This window comes from Algoriphagus yeomjeoni, from assembly GCF_049821175.1.
Classification (GTDB): domain Bacteria; phylum Bacteroidota; class Bacteroidia; order Cytophagales; family Cyclobacteriaceae; genus Algoriphagus; species Algoriphagus yeomjeoni_A.
The window spans coordinates 4,260,858-4,280,777 of record NZ_CP187512.1 but is presented as its reverse complement, the minus strand read 5'-3'; the positions used below and the strand labels follow the sequence as shown (position 1 = coordinate 4,280,777).

The following is a 19,920-nucleotide window of genomic DNA, read 5'->3' as shown; positions in this document are numbered from 1 at the left end:
AGACTGCCCAGATCTGTTAAAAGAAACGTACTAACATCAATAATCAAATTCTCCTGTTTCTCTAAATTTTTGAATTTTCAACTCCCATTCTTTATATCGTATGCTTTGAAAATATTCTACCGCACTTTCTCCATAATATTCATCGGGCGGGGCAGGTTCATTTCCACTCAAGTATCCTTGTAACCAATATGTAGATTCAATAGACATGCTTTTTATCTCGCTGAACGATATGCAAAATGTAGAATTTTTAATAGGACAATAAGCATCTATTCTCCCTTTGAAAGTGTGAGGGTTTCCTATTAAAAAATGTTTTCCTTCACAATTTTCTAACTCAATCCAAAGATTTTCGTCATAATCAAGCTTATCAGTCATGCCGTATGTGTTTTACATTAGATCCATTTCCTCATTAAGATGTTGTCAAAAGCATCTCAGGCACTTACGAGACAAATCTAGAGCAACTCCAAATACCCCTTAAACTCCTCGAAATCATTCCTCATAGTCTCTACTTTTTTCTCTCCATCCATAAAAGCTGCTAATCGCTCCGGAAGCTCAAGTTTCAAGTTCAATGCTTTTTCCACCGTTTCCCTAAATTTCCCGGGATGAGCAGTTTCCAAAAACACGCCCTGGAAATTATCATTTTCAGCAATAAAATCCTTTAGTCCTTTGTAACCAACTGCTCCATGGGGATCAAGCGTATAGCCGGACTTTTTTACTTGTTGCATCACTTCCACAGTTTCAGCATCAGAGTAAAAATAACCTTTCACGTTATCCTTCAGTAGTTGTTCATCTTCTCCGTAAAGAGCCAGAAGACGAGGGAAATTGCTAGGATTCCCTACATCCATACTATTACTGATGGTTGCTATTGAGGCCATCGCAGCAAATTCAGCCCCATTCAAATAATCCGGTACAACCTTATTCACATTTGTAGCAGCCACAAATTGATCAATCGGCAATCCCATTCTTTGAGCCAAAATGCCGGCAGCAATATTCCCGAAATTCCCTGAAGGAACAGCGAAAGCTACTTTTTTACTATTCTTCGGAAGTCTGGAAAAGGCATAGAAATAATACAGGCATTGTGGAATCCAGCGGGCTACATTGATAGAGTTGGCTGAAGTCAGCAACAGTTTTTCATTCAGCTCCGCATCCAAAAATGCTTCTTTTACCATTCGCTGACAATCATCAAATACACCATCAACTTCCAGCGCTGTGATATTTTGACCCAGTGTAGTAAACTGCTTTTCCTGAAGCTCACTTACTTTTCCCTTCGGAAAAAGAATGATCACTTCCACTCCATCAACGCCTAAAAAGCCATTGGCTACCGCACTTCCAGTATCCCCTGAAGTTGCTACCAGCACACGTACTTTTCGGTCGGATTTCTCCATTAGCATACTCATCAATTTGGAACAAAAACGTGCCCCAAAATCTTTGAATGCCAATGTAGGCCCATGGAAAAGCTCCAAGCTATAAACATCTTCCTCCACCTTGACCAGCGGCGCATCGAATACCAGCGTATGATCCACCAATTCCTTGATCTGCTCTTGGCTGAGTGCTGAAGAAAACAAGGCGCCAATCACCTCATATCCTATTTCCTGAAAGGTCATTTCAGGAAGTTTATCCAAAAGTTCTTTCGGTAAAACAGGAATCTCAGTTGGTATGTAAAGCCCTTGATCCGGCGCCAATCCTTTAATCACTGCCTCAGCGAGATTGACTTGATGAGCTGAATTATTTGTGCTGTAGAACTTCATAAACTTATTTTTCTTCGATGACGTATGCGCCTCGGGTGTTGATTTCAGAGAAATACACATCAACGTCAAGTCCAATTTTTGAAAATATTTCTTTGCCTGCTTTCCCTACTGCCTGTGCGGTTTCCTTTCCTTTGGAAAGTGCGAATAGCGTAGGTCCCGAACCGGAAATTCCCATCCCCAATGCTCCAGCTGATTTCAAAGCTTCTCTCACTTCGTAAAACCCTGGAAGCAAAACCGCGCGATATGGCTCAGCAATCACATCTCGAAGGGATCTGGAGATCAACTCAAAATCACTTTCATATAATCCCGCTATTAACCCAGCCACATTTCCAGATTGAATAGTCGCATGCTTCATGGGAATCTGATCTCTAAGTACAGATCTGGAATCTGCCGTATTCAACACATAATGAGGGTGCAATAGGGTGCAATACAAACCTTGAGGCACCGGTAGTTTAATCACATCCAATGGATGGTAGTCTCTGACAAGCACAAAACCGCCCAATAAACTAGGCGCAACATTATCTGCATGTCCAGCTCCACAGGCAACTTTTTCTGCAGCGATCGCAAAAGGCAATAAATCTTTTTTCTCAAATGGATCGCCCAAAAGTCTGTTTGCAGCAGCTAAAGCAGCAACAGCACTTGCGGCACTTGAACCCATTCCCGAGCCTAAAGGCAATCCTTTGGTCAGGTATATATTCATCCCGACTTTGGAATCCAATTCATCCAACATGGCTTGAATAGCCACTGCGCAAGTATTTTTCTCAGCTTCAAGTGGAAGCTTCCCGTCATCTCCATCTATAGAAACAACAACCAATCCCGGCTCATCTTTCAGAACCAACTCTACAGTATCCCCCATCGCATCTATCGCGAACCCGAGGATATCAAATCCGCAGGACACATTCGCGACAGTAGCAGGTGCAAATGCTTTGACCGAGCGCATTATTCTCTAGTGTAGTTACCGATACGAATCACATCTGCAAATACTCCTGCAGCAGTCACGTCCGCTCCAGCTCCCGGACCTCGGATGATCATTGGTCTATCTTTATATCGATCTGTAGTCAACAAAATCATGTTATCCGAACCTCCTAATCCACTAAATGGATGTGAAACTGGAAGTGAATTCAAGCCTACTTTGGCTTTTCCATTCTCCAATGTTGCCATGAAACGAAGTTTTTCTCCTTTGGCTTCCGCAGTTTTTAGCATTTCAGCAAAGTCTTTATCATGCGTTTTCAAAACTTCAAAAAACTCAGGAACCGTACCTAAATTCTGACAGTCTTCCGGAACCATACTTTGAATATCAATAGAATCAAATTCTAGATGTTGTTCAGCTTCACGACCCAAAATCAAGATCTTTCTCGCCACATCCATTCCGCTCAAATCGTCTCTAGGATCTGGCTCAGTGTAACCTAATTCTTTCGCTTTTTTCACCACTTCTGAGAAAGGATCACCTTTTTCAAGTTCTGAGAAAATATAATTCATGGAGCCTGAAAGCACCGCTTCGATACGGATCACTTTATCTCCACTCAACATCAAATCTTGTAGCGTATTGATGACAGGAAGTCCTGCTGCCACGTTGGTTTCATACAGGAATTTCACCCCGCGTTTTTTGGCAATTCTTTTTAAGTTTTTGTACTGCTCCATTGAGCCAGAATTAGCCTTTTTGTTAGGCGTGACGATAGCAACTTTTGCTTCCAAAACCTGAGAATAAAGCTCAGCCACATCCTGACTTGCAGTACAATCCACAAATACGGTATTGGAGAAATTCATCTCCTCCATGGTTTGGATAAATTTGCTAAGGTCAGTTTTTTCATCAGACTCACTCAATTGGTATGGATTGCTGAGATCAAAACCATCCTCATGGAAAGCCATATACCTACTATTAGCCAGTCCATGCACCTGAATATCTAATTCATTATCTCCGCGAAGTTTTTGCTGCTGAGTAGTAATCATTTTGATCAATGCCTGTCCGATCAAGCCCGTACCAACTAAGAATACGTGTAGCACCTTATTCTCAGAAAGGAAAAATGCCTCGTGAAGTGCATTCAATGCCTTTTGCAAATCAGGCTGAGGAATTACTGCTGAAATGTTCAGCTCCGAACTTCCTTGTGCTATTGCGCCCACGTTAATATTATTTCTACCCAGAGCGCGGAACATCCGGCCTGAAGCACCTGGGTTATGCTTCATATTTTCTCCAACGACAGCCACCGTAGCCAAATCATGTAACAAGATTACCTCGTCCATTTCTCCTGACTTAATTTCATAGAAGAACTCTTTTTCTACAGCTTCTTTTGCCAAATAGGACTCTTGGGTTTTGATGGCAAGACAAATGCTATGTTCAGAGGAAGCTTGTGAAATCAACAAAATATTAACTTTTGCCTCTGCCAAAGCTTTGAAAACACGACTTGTACCCACCACAGAGTCAAGCATTCCAGCTCCCTGAACAGTTACAATAGACACATTTGGAATAGAGCTTATTCCTTTGATCAGTGCGCCTGGACTTACTTCTCCATTGATGAGCGTGCCCGGATTTTCTGGCTCAAATGTGTTTTTAATGTAAATCGGGATGCTCTTACGCATCGCAGGCTGCATAGTCGCTGGGAAAATTACTTTGGCCCCGAAATGCGAAAGTTCCATAGCCTCATTGTAACTCAGCTGAGGAATGGTGAATGCTGTATAAACCAACTTTGGATCAGAAGTCAAAACTCCAGAAACATCTGTCCAAATCTCCAAATTCTCAGCATCCAAAGCCGCAGCAAAAATAGCCGCAGTATAGTCAGACCCCGATCTACCTAGCGTAGTAGTTTCTCCTTTTGCAGTAGATGCAATAAAACCAGTGATTACTTTGATCCCGTCATGCTTCGAAAAGTAATTTTTGATGGCAGAGTTAGTGAATTCAAAATCTACTTTTGCCTGGCCAAATCTGTCATTGGTGCGGATAACTTCCCTTGCATCAAGAAACTGCGTTTTAAATCCATGTCCCTGCATGGACTCCGCAAGGATAAATGCCGCTAGTCTTTCTCCAAAACTTGCTACATAATCAAGTGTGCGAACAGAATTTTCTTTGATGAGGTATATTCCATGGAAAAGGTCCTCTAACTCTTTGAATCTCACTTTCACAAAAGTCATCACAGTGGATTGACTTTGCACTGCTATCAGTTGACGCACAATAGTCAGGTGCTTTTCTTCCAGCATTTGAAGGACCTCGCGATATGCTTCATCTCCTTCTCTCGCCAACTGTGCAATTTTCAGTAAACTCTCTGTGACTCCACCAAAAGCAGAAAAAACTATTGCTACTTCATCTTCCTTCAGTTTGTCCTGAATGATTGAAAAAACTCGCTGTATATTTTCTGGATTCGCTACGGATGAGCCACCAAACTTGATGATTTTCATGTCTTATAACTGGTTTTTATTAGTCATCCCGATTATTCGGGACAGGCTTTGGAGTCTCGCATAGTTGGTAATCATACCTTTATTTGAACCTTCGGCCATGCTCGATTTCATAAATTTTACTACTGGAATTAATTACTTGGGAAATTAAAATTAGCCAATTAAGGCCTCGGGGGCGGATACTTAAAATATATAGACGGGATCAACCCGTAATGGTGGTACCCATCCATGTCGTCATAGAAAAAGTGGTGCAGGCGCTCGCTTCCATGGCTGGAAGTAGATTTAGGTCTAAAGAGGTTTTTGCTGCAAATACCATAACTGGACAATTGATGTGACAATCTTACTGCCAAAATTTCTATTAGCCAAACAATCCATTGTAGTTTTTTGAAAAAAAAGGAAATTCCATTAGTAATAAGGCAAGAATTCTAAGAAAAACTGAGATTCTAATATAATCATCGCCAAAGTGATTTAAATACAAAATTGAATTTGGACTCATTTTGCTTATTTTAGAATACCACTAAATCCAAGGAAAAATGCGCACTGCCAAAACTTACTCATTTGGACTTATCTTCCTGCTTTTTATGAGCTGCGCAGGGACCAAAGCAATAAATCCCCTCAATAGCCTAAAAAGCAATAGCTGGGCACTTTCATCATTAATGGGCAGCGGACTGGACATGAGTCAATTTGCTGGAGGAGTTCCTTCCTTGAGCTTTCTTGATGACGGAAACCTTGCAGGGTTCACAGGTTGCAATAACTTCTCGGGAAACTTCATGCTGGAAGGCACTGGACTTCTCTTGGACCCTGGGGCAATAACCAAAAAAATGTGTCCCGGCAATGGGGAAAAGGTCTTTATTTCAGCTTTGACTAAGGTAAAAGAACTGAATATCAGTAAAGACAAACTCATCTTACTTGATGGAGCCACCGAGTTGATGAGTTTTGTCCCTAAAAAAGACTAGGTTAATTTATAGCAATTCTGTGATCGTGAGATTTTTGCCGCGGAATTCTACCTGCTCATTTTTTTTGCGCCCAACCAAAATTTCGCCAAGGGGTGAGTTTTTACTGAGCATAAAAAGCTTCTGATCGTCCACAGCGATTTGTCCGAGGCTAATTGAAATCAGGTATTTGTCGTTACCCAACTGGACCAAGCTACCCTCCTGAACGGAAGGAGAAGGCTCTTTGATCGCCTGCAGTCTGCACAGCTCGTCAAATTCAAAATTTGCTTGCTTCAACTGATTTTCTACAGTCATCAGATCACGGGACATTGTTTCCCGTCCTGTCTCAAACTTATCTCCTGCACTACTTTTAGTATCTTCCAAAATCCCATCATTGATCGCTTTTCGCTCGGCTTTCAATAAGTTGATTTTCTCTTTCACCTGCACAATCGCAGTTTGGTAAATTTTTTCTTTAAACGTATTCATAAAATATCAAGAGCAGCCGTCTTTTCGGCGAGTATCGATGATGTAAACTATTTTCCAGCCTGAGGCCATTTTGACTAATTGAAATGAATTCACGCCGCAATGGCTGAATTTGTCATTGGCATAAAACTCATAAGGAGTCCAAGCTGTAGCCATAGGCCCGTCAATGTTGATTTGGTAGTCAGTGATTCGTTCGTCAAGCTTCATTTCCGCAGGAAGACTTCCAATTCCTTTCACAAAATCAGCCACTGAACCAGCTTTTACTGTGCCGGTATCACCCGTTGTTTCTATAGTCTGCATGATGGCATTTTCTGAAAAAACCGAAGCAATCTGCTCAGTATTTTTTGCTCTCATCCCATCAAAAAGTGTCTGAATCACTTCCTTTACATCAGCTTCATCTGTCTGCGAAAAAGCAGGAAATGCCAAAATAAGGGAGAATAGAACGAATAGTAGATTTTTCATTTTCACTAGTTTTAACTTAAACTTCACCGTAAAGTTTGAATGTCATATTTCTCAAAGAATGTGTATTTACAGCGTAATGCATTGCCTCTGCAATCTCGTCCGCCCGCACCCATTTACTAAAATCGGCGTCAGGCATTGACTCACGATTAGGCGGTGTATCAATGATGCTTGGCACGAAAACATGCGATCTAATTGGCGTATTTTTAGTCTCCTCACCAACTATTTCAGCTAAAGAAATCACCAACTTTTTACTTAAGGCATATGCCAAAGATCCACCAGCGTCCTCCATTTGTAGCGCCGGTCTAGCACCCACAAAAAGAAAAGTACCTTTGCCCTGCGACTTCATGATTGGCAAAAAGCCCTTCACTAAATGAAAAGCTGAAAAGAAATTAAGCGAAAACATTTTCTCCAATTCAGCCTGACTTGTAGCAGATAATCCACCAGAGGAGTAGCCCCCAACTAGAAAAGCTAAGGCATCTACATCGCCATACTGCATATTATACTCTTTGATAAATTCAGCAACTGCTTTTTCATCAGTTACGTCCACCTCGTAGGCATCATCAGATTCTTCTACCTCCTCGTTTTTTCCGGGATGGAGAAGCGCAATGATATGATAGCCTTCACGCTTAAACTTCTCAACTACTGCCGAACCTAAATTTCCTCCTGCTCCTGTGATAATAATATTTCTGCTCATACTACTCCAAAATTCTTTCTGATATTTGTTAAAATTAGCCTTAATTTTTCAAAAACGTCATGAATCAACTCAAAAGCATAATAAAGAATCAGGAAAACATACGAAGAAGAAATTTCTTTTTAAAGTTCCTCCTACTTGTGGTTTTGATCACAGCTTTTGAATCAAATAGCTGGTTTAGCCCCTTCTTCGATACGCATATTATCGCTTCAAATCTGATTAGAGCTGCAATATTCTTACTTAGCGGAAACTTGATTATTTCTCTTGCGAGAATTATCACACTACAGTTTTACCTCAAAAGAACGGAGGAATCCAGAGTACAGCCCAACTTTGTAATCGGTATAGACCGTCTCTCCACTTTGCTAAACATTATGATCATTTTGATCACGATGATGCTCGCTTTTGGAGTCCGCCCACTAGAATTTTTGACAAGCATCACAATCGTGGCTGCAGCAATTGCACTGCTCACGAAGGATTACATTACCAATATCGTAAACGGTTTGATCATGATGTTTTCAGATCAATTGGAGATTGGAGATAAGATTTTGATCGGAAAAAGCATGGGATTTATCAGAGATATTACGCTGATCAATATGGAACTGAAAACTGAGACTGGCGAAATTATCATTATCCCAAACACGCTCGCCCTTACCTCTGAAGTAGTAAATTACTCCAAAAATAATTCACATCAGGTCATCCTGGATTCAGAAATCCCTTTCTATTCTGCGATCTTATTGAATGATCTTGAAAGTGCGTTAAGTCATTCATTGCGAGAATTTTCTGATCACGTGTTTATAGATGGCGCTCAATTAACAATAATCGAGAGAAAACCAGAAAGCATCATCGTTCGCTTCCAATTCCCAATCAAATCCGGGGAGAAAATCATCGAGAAAAACGTCAAGAAAACTGTAAACCAAGCCTTAATCAACTGGTCAAATGAAAACCGAAAAGCCTAATTATTTCGATCTCGTTTATCAGGTAGTCCGTCTCATTCCTAGTGGCAGAGTCACCAATTACGGGGCAATTGCCCATTACTTGGGAATTAAAAGTGGTGCCAGAATGGTCGGATATGCCATGAATGCGGCGCACACCATGTCAGATGTTCCTGCGCATCGCGTGGTGAATAGTCAAGGGTTGCTTACCGGAAAAGGACATTTCGAAACGCCCACCAAAATGCAGGAATTGCTGGAAAAAGAAGGGGTAAAAGTCGTGAAAGACAAAGTCCAGAATTTCGAAAAGGTTTTTTGGAATCCTGAGTTGGAGTTGGCCTTGTGATTAATAGACGTTTATAATTTTATTAAAATAATCAACAGGCGTTCCTGCGGAACGCTTCTCGTAGAAACCTATTATTTTGCTACCGACCAAATATCCCGCTGGGACATTCAATCTTAATTTTGAGAAGCTCACTATATTATTTAATAGAATATATGATCAGTGAGATCCAGTCCCATGTGGTAATTTTGATAGTTCCGTACCTGCGAATGTCTGGTAGATCAACGGTGCAAAATCTAGAGATGTCCTCCCTTAGGAAGTGGTAAGTGGTAGATAAAATGAGATTTTACCAGATCGTTCCGTAGGAACGTCGGGTTGGTAGAACAATGGGTTGATTTAGGTTAAGTCGTTCCATAGGAACGTTTGGTAATGCCTTTTTTAAAAATTAAAGTGAACGATACTTTTTACCTTTTTGATCATGCCAAATACTTACACTCAAATCCACATTCATCTAATATTTGCGGTCAAATTCAGAAAGGCACAAATTCACTCAAGCTGGAAAGAACGTCTTCACCAATACCTGACAGGAATTATTCAGGGCAATAAACATAAGGTTTTACAGATTGAAAGCATGCCTGACCATATCCATATTTTGATAGGATTAAGACCTGACCAATCTCTATCTTCTTTAATTCAAAACACAAAAACAGAGAGTTCAAAATGGGTGAATGTCAATAAATTAAGCGCATCAAAATTCCAGTGGCAAGATGGATTTGGAGCATTCTCCTATGCAAAAAGCCAACTCCCTCAAGTCATTAAATACATCCAGAATCAAGAAGAGCATCATTCCAAAAAATCATTCATTGAAGAGTATAAGTCAATCCTAGATGCTTTTGAATTGGAATGGGATGAAAAATACATTTTTCATGATTTGATATAAATGAAATTCACCAGGCGTTCCGATGGAACGCTCCCTCGAAAATACTTGTCTTTTGCTACCAACCAAATGTCCCGCTGGGACAATCGCAAAAAATCCTTGAAGAGTCATTTATTCATTCCGTAGGAATGTCTGGTTGGTAGCAAATAGATTGTAGAATTTCCATTATCGTTCCGTAGGAACGTCTAGTGAAAAATCACTTCCTCCTCAATAAATACAACCCAACAAACATAATCAGTCCATTCAAAATCAGAGCTTCGAAGCCGAATTTGTAGCCCCAGAATAATTTCTCGGAATTGGAAGCTATCGCAAAAGTCAGAACCGGTGCAAAGACTGCGAGGTAAGGCACAAACTTATCTTTCACCTTCCATTTGGTGAAAAGCCCAAAGGAATACAGACCAAGCAATGGACCATAGGTATATCCTGCAATCACAAATACAGAATTAATCACACTTTGGTTATTGATTACATGAAAAGCCATAATGACCAAGAACATGATAAAAGTGAATACTATATGGACTTTCTTACGCACTGAGACTCTTTTTTCCGCAGGGTATCTTTTTTCTATCTCTAAGAAATCTATACAAAATGATGTCGTCAACGCTGTCAATGTAGAATCAGCACTTGAATAGGCCGCAGCCGTGATTCCCAAAACGAAAATTATTCCGGCAAATGGAGAGAAATACTCTGTAGCAAGGAGTGGGAAAAGCTCGTCAGTTTTTAAAGGAATCTGTATACCTTGAGTCTCTGAATACAGGTATAATAATACTCCTAATGAGAGAAAAAGGAGATTTACGAATACAAGAATGATCGTAAACCAGAACATATTTTTTTGCGCCTCGCCAATGTTCTTACAAGTCAGGTTCTTTTGCATCATATCCTGATCCAAACCTGTCATCACAATGGTAATAAATGCCCCTGAAATAAATTGCTTGAAGAAATTCGTACCTGCTTTCCAATCCCAGTTAAAAATCTGAGAGCGTGAATCATCGGAAACAGCCTTGATGTAATCACCAACCCCATCAAAATTCAGTTCATTTCCGACCATAATCACACAAACTACAACAGCGGCAAGCATAAAAAATGTCTGAAGTGTATCTGTCCAAACTACCGTCTTGATCCCTCCTCGATGAGTATATAACCATATCAAACCAACGGTTATCAATACCGAAACCCAAAATGGAATTCCCAAGGAATCAAAAAGGATGAGTTGAAGTACACTTGCAACCAGAAAAACCCGAATCGATGAGCCTAAAGTTCTGGACAGAATAAAGAAAAAAGCCCCTGTTTTATAGGACCAAAAGCCAAATCTATCGTCCAGATATGAATAGATGGAAACGAGATTTAATCGGTAATAAAGCGGCAAAAGCACCTTAGCAATCACGAAATATCCAAGCGTATAGCCCAAAACAACTTGGAAGTAAAAAAAGTTAGTATTGCCTACTTCCCCGGGAACTGAGATAAATGTAACTCCTGAAAGAGAGGCTCCTATCATCCCGAAAGCCACTAAAAACCAAGGCGATTGACGGTCTCCGGTGAAGAAGGTATCAGCTGAAACTTTGCGGGAAGTGAAGTAAGAAATTAGAAATAACAGTAAAAAATAACAACAGATTACCAGGAGAACTAGTTGTGAATTCATAAATCGTATTGAAGTGGGTTCGCTAAGTTGTCCAATATTCTTAATTTTGCAAAATGAATCATTCAAACGACCCACTTCCATACATTGAGGAATCAGAAGTTCTGGTGGAGGATTTGATAGATATTGAATCCAACGACCTGATCGTGTACAATGACGAGTTCAACACCTTCGATCATGTGATCAAGATTCTGATGAAAGTCTGCAAACATAACATAGAGCAAGCGGAACAATGCACGATCACCATTCATTATAGAGGGAAATGTGCGGTAAAAAAAGGCAGCATGACAGAGCTAAAACCTATGTGTGAAGCTATATTAGATGCCGGAATCCAAGCCGCAATAGAATAACACAACTACGCCTAAGTGAATTTCCCCTCCAAACTGATAGAAGATGCTGTCACCGAAATCTCCCGACTCCCGGGTATTGGAAAGAAAACAGCCCTTCGACTAGCACTTCACCTTCTCAAGCAGCACGAGGCAAACACCGAAGCCTTGGCGTTGGCCATCACCCGTATGCGTACGGAAATCCAGTATTGCAAAACCTGCCACAACATCTCCGATGCCGAAGAATGTAGCATTTGCATAAGTCATCGACGCGACGGTTCGCTTCTTTGCGTGGTCGAAGATATTCGTGACGTGCTGGCTATAGAGAATACAAATCAGTTTCAAGGAAAATACCATGTGCTTGGAGGAGTGATTTCTCCTATTCAAGGTATAGGTCCTGAGGAACTGAAAATAGAGTCTTTACTCTCTCGGGTAGAAGGGGCAATACAAAATGAGCCTATCAAAGAAGTGATTTTGGCACTCAGCGCTACCATGGAAGGAGACACCACTTCTTTTTATCTGGCGAAAAAGCTAAAAGAAAAAGGTGTGCAGGTGAGTTCAATTGCGAGGGGAATTCCTGTGGGTGGTGAGCTAGAGTTCACTGATGAAGTAACTCTTGGCCGTAGTATCATGACCCGAATTAATTACGCTACCGAGTAAAATTTCTTTTGCGTAGGAAAAACCTAAGTCTATATTTGCAAACCAAAACGGGGGATTAGCTCATCCCGATAGCTATCGGGAGGCTAGAGCTTCCCGACATTAGTCGGGAAGGTTATCTAGGCAAACTTATCATTTAATGGGGGATTAGCTCAGCTGGCTAGAGCGCCACACTGGCAGTGTGGAGGTCACCGGTTCGACTCCGGTATTCTCCACGAAAGCTTCACAGGAATGTGGAGCTTTTTGTTTTTTAAGTTAGGCCAATTCAATACTTCTGAAACTTTTATGTAGCTCTTACTTCGCCAAATCCGTATTAAATATACTTTTGAAACATATTTAAACTGAATCTCAATGCATCGTCTATTAGTTTTATTTCTTTCATCGTCGCTACTATTTTCTTGTAATGACAGTAATGATTGCGAAGGATTTGATGTAGGCAAAGAATTTGAAATAGCCATAAATGAAACCTTACAAAACTGTTCAAAAAATATTTCAGTCACACTTTTAGATATTCAAGACTCTCGTTGCCCAGCAGGTGGTGTATGTATTTGGCAAGGGATGATTTTGATAGAAGGTAAGCTTTCAATTGAAGGAAAAGATTATGAGCTTAAACTCAGCACGGAAGAGTCATTCAGTGGATTTCCCGCAGAATTTTCCACTTCAGAATTTACGGTAAAATTGATCGACGCCGTTCCCTACCCAGACCTTAACAACCCTCATGAACCCGAAGACAAACGGGCTATTTTAATCCTCTCAAAAAGATCTACCTAAGATTGTTTAAATTCGCATGACATTCTTCCCAACTGGAAATCAACATGCGAAATCGAATACTTATCATCCTAGTTTTACAAGTAACCTTCAGTTCCTGCTCCTGTAACCCTGAAAACATCGCAAAATTTGCGTTCAAAGGCATGGAAGCGATGATGGGCGAAGGATTTATGCCATCTGATGAAATTAGGAGACTCGGCAATTTTCAAGGGATGAATGTCAACCTCAGCAAGTCCACCTCCGATGAAGAGACAATCTCCACTATTTACCTAAAATTACAGAATGGAGACCCATTAATTCTGGGAAACCAACCGGAGGTTTTGGCAAGAAAATGTGCTGAACTTTACCTACGGGATTTTGAAAATGCTGAAGATTATCAACAAATTACGGTACAGTTTATTCAAACAGACCCTACAAATCCGGAAAATGTGGCAATGCAGGAGTATATGTTTGACACGAAAGATTTTTAACTCAACCTATTCTTTATGGAATTACCAAACGAATACAAGAAACCGCCTACCTCACTTGGTGAATGGATTATCGCAGTTCTTATTAAACGCCTTCCATTGATAGGCTTAATCATGCTCATCATATGGGCAACGGACAAAAACACAGATCCTGATAAGGCAAACTGGGCAAAAGCTGAGCTGATCGTGAAACTTATAATTTTCGCCCTTGTAATAATTTTTATAGCTATAATTGGCTTTGGTGTCTTCGCCAATTTTGCTGATGACGTAAACTGGTCCGACTTCGATTAATGCAGATAAAAGCTTTTTGCTCTGATATTGACGGCACCCTCCTCAATTCATTGCGCGATCTTTCACCTCGTCTCAAAGCTGTGGTGGCAGATTTACCTGAGAATTTTCCGGTGATTTTGGCTAGTTCACGGATGCCTGATGCCATGCGACATTTGCTTCATGACTTGAATCGTATCCCCCAACCTTTGATTGCATACAATGGTGGCTATGTGCTAAGTGCTGGTGGAGAAGTATTGGAGGACGTGACCATTCCTGTGGACTTGGTAGCCAAAATTCTTAAACTAACCGAAAAAACTGATATCCATGTGAGCTTGTATCAGGGGGAAAAATGGTACGAGGAAAAAGATGATTATTGGTCTCAGCGGGAAGTGAAAAATACTAAAGTTCAATGTGATTGGCTTCCTAGTCACGAAGTGGTTGATCTTTGGACAAAGAATAATTCTGGCGCTCACAAAGTCATGTGCATGGGTGAATCGAATGAGATGGCATGGCTCTTTGGTGAGCTACATTTCGAGCATTCTCTTGATTTGCACTTGTATCGATCCAGTGATACCTACCTAGAAATTGCACCAAAAGCTATTTCAAAAGCCACCGGCTTGAGGAAAATCCTGGAACATTCATTTGATTTCGGGATGGAATCCGTGGTCGCTTTTGGAGATAACTATAATGACATCGATCTCCTACAATCCGTAGGCTGGGGAGTCGCGGTGGACAATGCACGAATGGAAGTGAAGGATGTCGCCAAAGAAATCACTCATAATAACAAAGAGGATGGAGTGGCTGCTACCTTAGAGAAAATCCGAGATTTGAAATTTGAGATTGGCTCTTGAATCTAGGCCCTCGGTTCTATAGATTTGAATCTAGCGACTTGATACTTGCTACTTAAAATCTACAAAATTCCCGATCCGTCTTCTACATCCTCTATTGCTTTGGAAAGAAAATCCTGCAGTGGTCTCATTTTCTGAAAACCTTCTAAAGTGATATTGATAAAGTTACCTGATTCAATGTCTCCATCAGAGATTTTCGACGAAACTGTAAAGCTCTTCAATCTCAAATACTCTATAAATTCATGATCAGCCTCGTAATCACGGGGGCTGGTTTTGAGTTTTTCACCTTCGATATGACCAAAGAGTGACCTGAACTCAGAATTGTTTTCTATTTTGGCCAGTTCAGCTCCTGAGTAATCAATTTCTTTCCTTATTTTCTTCAGCGTTTCTGCCTGAGGCATCCATATTCCACCAGCTAAAAACGAGTTGCCGGGCTGAACCTGAAGGTAATAACCAGGACCTTCGGACTTCTTGCCTTTTGGAGAGAAATAGGCCCCAAAGTTGGTTTTGTAAGGTTGTTTATTCGCTGAGAAGCGGATATCCCGGTTTTGTCGGAAGACACAATCCTTGGGTTTAAACACCAATAGTTCAGGTTCCCACTCGCCAATTCCTTTCAGCAATACTGCCACATCTTCCAAAAATTCAGCTTTCGTATCCTGATACCATTTCTTATTGGCATCCATCCATTCTTTGGAGTTATGTTCGGCAAGGGCAGCTAGAAAAGGTAAGTATGGACGCATTAGGTTTGTGTTTTGAACTATATAAATCTGAAAATCGTCATGGGGCTGACTTGAGATTAAACTTAATTGAATGAAAATTGATTTCAACATTCGAGGAAACTTCTTAAATTAAATCGAATAATCCTGAGGATATGACAACGAAGGTAACATTTGACATCAACGAAAAAATTGCTGCGAAAGCAAAAAAGTATGCTGAAGAGCAAGGACAAAATCTATCTGATTTAGTTGAAAAATTTCTATCTGACATCACTGAACCTAAGAGAAAAGTCTTAGAGAAAATATCGCCCAAAAACCCTGAGCGCGTAAAGAGAATTCTGGACGGAACGGAGCCTCTTCCAGAAGATCTGGAAGATTTTTTCGGTATTTTAAAAGGAATGTCTGAGGATGATATTGAGAGCGCAAAATGGGAGCACTTAAAACAAAAACATGGTCTCTAGTTTTTTCATTGACTCAGAGGTCATATTAGATGCGCTGCTAGACATAGAGCCTTTCGCTGTAAATACTAGAAGTATTTTTAAATTAGTTGCAAGTGGAGAAATTGAAATCTTTTGCAGCTCTATTATTATTACAAATGTTTTTTACCTGGTCAAAAAACAATTCAACTCAAACCGTGCATACAGTTCCATTGACAAATTACTTGGATATTTTAAAGTACTTCCAGTCGGAGAATCTGAAATAAGAAATTCAATCAAAAGTGGCTTTTCAGACTTTGAAGATGGTATTCAGCATCAGGTAGCTATTCAAAACCCAGCGATTAAAGCCATTGTGACTCGGAATATCAACGATTATCGATTATCAACTCTTGCAGTAATAACTCCCACAGAACTCATAGCCCTTTTCAAATAAAATCCACCAATCCCTCCAGCTTCATCCCACGGCTACCTTTGATCAGAATCAGGTAATCCTCCAAGTTACTATCCTGAAGCCAGTTTCTAAACGAAAAAGGATCTGGGAAGTACAATGCCTTAGGATACTTCGCCAAGGCTGAAACTATCAACTGACCTGTAAAACAAACCTTGTCTATCTCATATTCGCTGATGATTTCTCCCAGCTTGGCATGCTCCGATTCAGCATGATCTCCCAATTCAAACATATCCCCGAGAATCAGCATTCTATGCTTTTTGCCAGTCATAGTCCCGAAAGTCCGAATGGCCACCTCCATACTTGAAGGATTCGCATTGTAAGCATCCAGAATAATCAGATTACTTCGCTTCTCTACCAATTGAGAACGCATATTTGAAGGCTGATAAGCTACAATCGCCTCCACAGCATCCTGCATTTTCACGCCAAAAAACTTCCCAATCGTCAAAGCGGTAGCAATATTTCCAAAATTATAAGCCCCGATTAAGTGGCTTAAGTAAACTGAGTCATCTCCTCCCACCGAAAATTTCACAAAAGGATTGGCATCTATAAAGTTCACCTCACAGAAATCTCCCTTAGCAGGATAAAGAATTGGTGCCTCGAATCTTTTTGAAAAATTGGACAAGATTGGATCCTGAGAATTGATAAAAACCTTTCCGTGATTTTCTCTCAAAAACTGGAATAGCTCAGTCTTAGTTTTAAGAACACCTTCCGGCCCTCCCATGCCTTCCAAATGCGCTTTCCCGATATTGGTGATCACGCCATGAGTCGGCTCGGCGATCAAACAAAGCTCTTCAATATCGCCCTGCTTATTCGCTCCCATTTCCACGATCGCGATTTCGTGCGCTTCAGTAATTGAGAGCAAAGTCAGTGGCACCCCAATGTGGTTATTAAGATTCCCTACTGTTGCTGCAGTTTTGAATTTCTTACTCAAAACAGCCTTCATCAATTCCTTGGAGGTTGTTTTGCCATTTGAACCAGTCAGCCCAATAATCGGAATATCCAATTGCTTTCGATGATGATTTGCCAAATCTTGAAGCATCTTCAGACAATCTTCCGCCAAAAAATAGCGCTCATCGTCCTCAACAAAATGGGTTATATCATCAATAACGACTACTGAAGCGCCCATTTCCAACGCTTTTGGCGCAAAAGCATTCGCATCGAAGTTTGGTCCTTTCAATGCAAAAAAGAGATTGCCTTTTTCGATTTTCCGAGTGTCAGTGCTTACGCCTGTTGATTTTTTGAAGAGAGTATATAAAATGGAGAGATTCATCGTTTTCGAAAGAATTAATTCCCAAAATAAAGGAATCATTCACATCTTTGGAGGGGGACAACCGTATTAATTTGTCTTAGCTATCACCATTCCATGCGCAAATTCTGGATTTTCACTTTTCTCATCAGCAGCTTTCAGCTGAATGCACAAGAAATTTTTCGCTTAGATCAGACCCCTCAAGTCACATTTGCCAACACTATCCTTCCCACTCCATTTACCGGAGGGATCAATGCTGCGCAAATTGAAACGATCGATTTGACTAACGATGGCAATGAAGAATGGGTGACTTGGGATATCAATTCCCGTCAGCTTTTGGTCTTCAAAAAAGAAGGGGAAAATTTCATCCATCAGCCAGAATTAACTTATGCCTTCCCTAACGACATCAATGGTTTTCTCGTCTTGGCGGATTTTGATGGGGATGGCAAAAAGGATTTGTTCACTTCCACGGCCTTAGGAATCAAAGGCTATAAAAACACCTCAACAGGAGATCAAATTTCTTGGGAAATCGCTCAAAATTTCCTGAAACTAGACAGTTCCGGGAATATTCAGACCAACAACCTCGACACTCCACTGATTCAAGATTTGGATGGAGACGGGGATTTGGACTTAGTGATTTTCAATTTCGCAGGAGGCGACTACATGGAGTTTTACAAAAACACCAGTGTAGAGCGAAGAGGGATAGCGGATATCGACGGTTTTGCTTTCGGAGTAAGCCATTGGGGAAGCTTTGAATTTTGCGGTTGCGGAGACCTATCTTTTGGAAGTACTTGCTCAGGAGCGCCTTTGGCAAAAACGACCTCAGAAGAAGAAGACAAACGAATCGAGCATGCTGGCGGGCATTCTATTTTGTATCAGGATTTTAATGGAGATGGAATTGAAGACTTGGTTTTAGGTCGTGATGAATGCGATATCCTCTATTTTCTTCCCAATTCAGGGACTACTATCGAACCGATTTTCACCAACTTTTCAAATTCTCTTCCAGGCTACGGAGCCTTTCCGGAATTCCCAGTTTACCATATTGGCCAACTGATCGATGAGGAACTTCTTGTATCCTTAAACACAAGTGAAGCCTCCTCCAATTATGGGATAGATTTCGCCAATTCTATCGTGAGAATTGATACGCGGGGGAATGCCGACTTTGAGTTCCTACAAAATCAAATGATCGACTTGGGAGAAAATGCGAAGCCTTTCCACATTGGAAATAAGTCAAATGGGAGCTTATTCATCATCTCAAATAAATTTAAAAACGGAGAAGTAATTGCCGCAGAATCCATGCTTTTTCTAGAAGATGGAGCATTCAATTATGTAGACGTTTATAATGAATCACTTGAAAACTTAAAACTTATTGATGCTCAAAAACTTCTATATAATGATAAAGCAGGCAAACACCATCAGCTGATCACAGGAATATCCAGACAAGGAAACGTCCCAACTCAGCTACTTTATGAGTTGGAGGAATCTGATTATCAACCAATCACCATCACTGGCTATCAGCCCCAGCGGGGAGATTATCTTCAGTTTTTCGCTTATGAAAAAGAAGACATGATGCTAGTAGCTTCGCAAAACGGGAGTCTGGACTTGTATGGGGTTGATTTCTCCAATTTTACAGCAACACTCTTAGAATCAGACTTTTTAGGGTTTACTGACAATCCTGCCAATAGAAATTTAAGTGTTGCCGTGGTGCAAAAAACCAATCCTGATCTATATGCTGTGGATCAAAATGGGGTAATTAGCAAAATCGAAGACTTTATGCGGTCCGCTACCATTTCGGAAGTTTTAGTCCAAATCGGGAATCAAAACCTCCCAACCCGTTTGGGTAGGAATACTTGGATCAGCACAGTTACGGAAGCTTTTAGTGGCGCTACAGATTTGATTTTGGGAACTCGAGCTGGTGGTTTGATTTATTTAAGCTCTACTAAGGAATCCAATCCTAACGAAGACAAATACCAAATCAAAGTCTATCCCAACCCAAATGATGGACCGATCAAAGTTCTGACGAACAAAACCTCAACTGGTACTTTGATCAATTCAATTGGACAGGAATTATTGAGCGACCTAGCTTTCCCTGCTAATAGAGAAGTAGAGATACAAGCAGGATTTTTAACTCCTGGACTATATATCTTAATCCTTGAATCAGAAGGTAAATTCAAGGAAACCCGCAAAATCTGGATGCGCTAATTACAGGACTGGCTTTTTGGATTGTTTGAAATGAAGTAGATTTCAGG

At 40.6% G+C, this 19,920-nt stretch carries 24 protein-coding genes and 1 tRNA gene; 15 read left to right on the top strand and 10 right to left on the bottom strand.

The genetic code is table 11. The annotated features are described in order from the left end of the window. Positions 1-36: 36 nt before the first annotated feature. From ACPUEN_RS17555 to thrA, 4 genes are all read right to left on the bottom strand, one after another. Positions 37-372: a hypothetical protein gene (locus tag ACPUEN_RS17555; protein ID WP_425637246.1), complete on the bottom strand. Its 336-nt coding sequence runs from the start codon at positions 370-372 to the stop codon at positions 37-39. 77 nt (positions 373-449) lie between these two features. Continuing rightward, positions 450-1,745: a threonine synthase gene (thrC, locus tag ACPUEN_RS17550; RefSeq protein WP_425637245.1), complete on the bottom strand. Its 1,296-nt coding sequence runs from the start codon at positions 1,743-1,745 to the stop codon at positions 450-452. A 4-nt stretch (positions 1,746-1,749) separates the two neighbouring features. Beyond that, entirely contained in the window at positions 1,750-2,685 is a 936-nt protein-coding gene (locus ACPUEN_RS17545; protein ID WP_425637244.1) for a homoserine kinase, read from the bottom strand. Then, entirely contained in the window at positions 2,685-5,135 is a 2,451-nt protein-coding gene (gene thrA / locus ACPUEN_RS17540; RefSeq protein WP_425637243.1) for a bifunctional aspartate kinase/homoserine dehydrogenase I, read from the bottom strand. The genes ACPUEN_RS17545 and thrA overlap by 1 nt, the downstream gene beginning before the upstream one ends. A 209-nt stretch (positions 5,136-5,344) precedes the next feature. Between thrA and ACPUEN_RS17535 the strand changes: the two genes are divergently transcribed. Both ACPUEN_RS17535 and ACPUEN_RS17530 read left to right on the top strand, forming a co-directional pair. Continuing rightward, complete coding sequence (locus tag ACPUEN_RS17535) at positions 5,345-5,467, top strand: hypothetical protein (RefSeq protein WP_425637242.1); 123 nt, start codon at positions 5,345-5,347, stop codon at positions 5,465-5,467. A gap of 198 nt (positions 5,468-5,665) precedes the next feature. Next, entirely contained in the window at positions 5,666-6,088 is a 423-nt protein-coding gene (locus tag ACPUEN_RS17530; protein ID WP_111611366.1) for an META domain-containing protein, read from the top strand. Between the two features lie 6 nt (positions 6,089-6,094). On the opposite strand, the gene ACPUEN_RS17525 is transcribed toward ACPUEN_RS17530, so the two are convergent. Genes ACPUEN_RS17525 through ACPUEN_RS17515 form a run of 3 tightly spaced genes read right to left on the bottom strand, consistent with a single transcriptional unit; the run spans position 6,095 to position 7,703 of the window. Continuing rightward, a complete protein-coding gene (locus ACPUEN_RS17525; protein ID WP_425637240.1) occupies positions 6,095-6,550 on the bottom strand; it encodes a hypothetical protein in 456 nt (151 codons plus the stop codon). A 6-nt stretch (positions 6,551-6,556) separates the two neighbouring features. Next, entirely contained in the window at positions 6,557-7,009 is a 453-nt protein-coding gene (locus ACPUEN_RS17520; RefSeq protein ID WP_425637239.1) for a nuclear transport factor 2 family protein, read from the bottom strand. 16 nt (positions 7,010-7,025) lie between these two features. Then, positions 7,026-7,703, bottom strand: a complete 678-nt coding sequence (locus tag ACPUEN_RS17515) for an SDR family NAD(P)-dependent oxidoreductase (RefSeq protein ID WP_425637237.1) — start codon at positions 7,701-7,703, stop codon at positions 7,026-7,028. A 59-nt stretch (positions 7,704-7,762) separates the two neighbouring features. Here ACPUEN_RS17515 and ACPUEN_RS17510 point away from each other — a divergent pair, with 59 nt between their 5' ends. The 3 genes from ACPUEN_RS17510 to tnpA all read left to right on the top strand — a co-directional run bounded on the left by ACPUEN_RS17510 (position 7,763) and on the right by tnpA (position 9,852). Beyond that, on the top strand, positions 7,763-8,656 hold the full coding sequence (locus ACPUEN_RS17510) for a mechanosensitive ion channel family protein (protein WP_425637236.1): 894 nt from the start codon (positions 7,763-7,765) through the stop codon (positions 8,654-8,656). Next, the gene (locus tag ACPUEN_RS17505) at positions 8,637-8,975 is read left to right on the top strand and encodes an MGMT family protein (protein ID WP_425637234.1); all 339 of its coding nucleotides are present in this window, start codon (positions 8,637-8,639) and stop codon (positions 8,973-8,975) included. The genes ACPUEN_RS17510 and ACPUEN_RS17505 overlap by 20 nt, the downstream gene beginning before the upstream one ends. A 415-nt stretch (positions 8,976-9,390) precedes the next feature. Further along, positions 9,391-9,852 carry an IS200/IS605 family transposase gene (tnpA, locus tag ACPUEN_RS17500; RefSeq protein ID WP_425637233.1) on the top strand — a complete coding sequence of 154 codons (462 nt, stop codon included), beginning with the start codon at positions 9,391-9,393 and terminating at the stop codon, positions 9,850-9,852. Between the two features lie 193 nt (positions 9,853-10,045). Here the strand turns inward: tnpA and ACPUEN_RS17495 are convergent, their stop codons facing one another. Beyond that, positions 10,046-11,488, bottom strand: coding sequence for a sodium:solute symporter (locus tag ACPUEN_RS17495; RefSeq protein WP_425637232.1), 1,443 nt, complete (start codon positions 11,486-11,488; stop codon positions 10,046-10,048). 53 nt (positions 11,489-11,541) lie between these two features. Between ACPUEN_RS17495 and ACPUEN_RS17490 the strand changes: the two genes are divergently transcribed. The 7 genes from ACPUEN_RS17490 (at position 11,542) to ACPUEN_RS17460 (ending at position 14,824) form a co-directional block, all read left to right on the top strand. Then, entirely contained in the window at positions 11,542-11,835 is a 294-nt protein-coding gene (locus tag ACPUEN_RS17490; protein ID WP_425637230.1) for an ATP-dependent Clp protease adaptor ClpS, read from the top strand. A gap of 15 nt (positions 11,836-11,850) precedes the next feature. Then, positions 11,851-12,471, top strand: coding sequence for a recombination mediator RecR (recR, locus tag ACPUEN_RS17485; protein ID WP_425637229.1), 621 nt, complete (start codon positions 11,851-11,853; stop codon positions 12,469-12,471). 138 nt (positions 12,472-12,609) lie between these two features. After that, a tRNA-Ala gene (locus tag ACPUEN_RS17480) sits at positions 12,610-12,683 on the top strand. A 136-nt stretch (positions 12,684-12,819) separates the two neighbouring features. Then, the gene (locus tag ACPUEN_RS17475) at positions 12,820-13,239 is read left to right on the top strand and encodes a hypothetical protein (RefSeq protein ID WP_425637228.1); all 420 of its coding nucleotides are present in this window, start codon (positions 12,820-12,822) and stop codon (positions 13,237-13,239) included. Positions 13,240-13,283: 44 nt separating this feature from the next. Beyond that, positions 13,284-13,706: a hypothetical protein gene (locus tag ACPUEN_RS17470; RefSeq protein ID WP_425637227.1), complete on the top strand. Its 423-nt coding sequence runs from the start codon at positions 13,284-13,286 to the stop codon at positions 13,704-13,706. Between the two features lie 15 nt (positions 13,707-13,721). Next, positions 13,722-13,994, top strand: a complete 273-nt coding sequence (locus ACPUEN_RS17465; RefSeq protein WP_425637225.1) for a hypothetical protein — start codon at positions 13,722-13,724, stop codon at positions 13,992-13,994. Continuing rightward, on the top strand, positions 13,994-14,824 hold the full coding sequence (locus tag ACPUEN_RS17460; RefSeq protein WP_425637223.1) for a Cof-type HAD-IIB family hydrolase: 831 nt from the start codon (positions 13,994-13,996) through the stop codon (positions 14,822-14,824). The genes ACPUEN_RS17465 and ACPUEN_RS17460 overlap by 1 nt, the downstream gene beginning before the upstream one ends. 59 nt (positions 14,825-14,883) lie before the next feature. On the opposite strand, the gene ACPUEN_RS17455 is transcribed toward ACPUEN_RS17460, so the two are convergent. Further along, a complete protein-coding gene (locus tag ACPUEN_RS17455) occupies positions 14,884-15,561 on the bottom strand; it encodes a DUF2461 domain-containing protein (protein WP_425637221.1) in 678 nt (225 codons plus the stop codon). 131 nt (positions 15,562-15,692) lie between these two features. On the opposite strand from ACPUEN_RS17455, the gene ACPUEN_RS17450 reads away from it, so the two are divergent. Both ACPUEN_RS17450 and ACPUEN_RS17445 read left to right on the top strand, forming a co-directional pair. Further along, complete coding sequence (locus ACPUEN_RS17450; RefSeq protein WP_425637220.1) at positions 15,693-15,998, top strand: DUF6364 family protein; 306 nt, start codon at positions 15,693-15,695, stop codon at positions 15,996-15,998. Further along, positions 15,988-16,407, top strand: coding sequence for a PIN domain-containing protein (locus ACPUEN_RS17445; protein WP_425637219.1), 420 nt, complete (start codon positions 15,988-15,990; stop codon positions 16,405-16,407). Before ACPUEN_RS17450 ends, ACPUEN_RS17445 begins: the two co-directional genes overlap by 11 nt. On the opposite strand, the gene ACPUEN_RS17440 is transcribed toward ACPUEN_RS17445, so the two are convergent. After that, positions 16,400-17,695 carry a UDP-N-acetylmuramoyl-tripeptide--D-alanyl-D-alanine ligase gene (locus tag ACPUEN_RS17440; protein WP_425637217.1) on the bottom strand — a complete coding sequence of 432 codons (1,296 nt, stop codon included), beginning with the start codon at positions 17,693-17,695 and terminating at the stop codon, positions 16,400-16,402. The two genes, ACPUEN_RS17445 and ACPUEN_RS17440, sit on opposite strands and share 8 nt — an antisense overlap. Before the next feature lie 93 nt (positions 17,696-17,788). Between ACPUEN_RS17440 and ACPUEN_RS17435 the strand changes: the two genes are divergently transcribed. Next, positions 17,789-19,873: a T9SS type A sorting domain-containing protein gene (locus tag ACPUEN_RS17435; RefSeq protein ID WP_425637216.1), complete on the top strand. Its 2,085-nt coding sequence runs from the start codon at positions 17,789-17,791 to the stop codon at positions 19,871-19,873. The last annotated feature ends 47 nt before the right edge of the window (positions 19,874-19,920 follow it).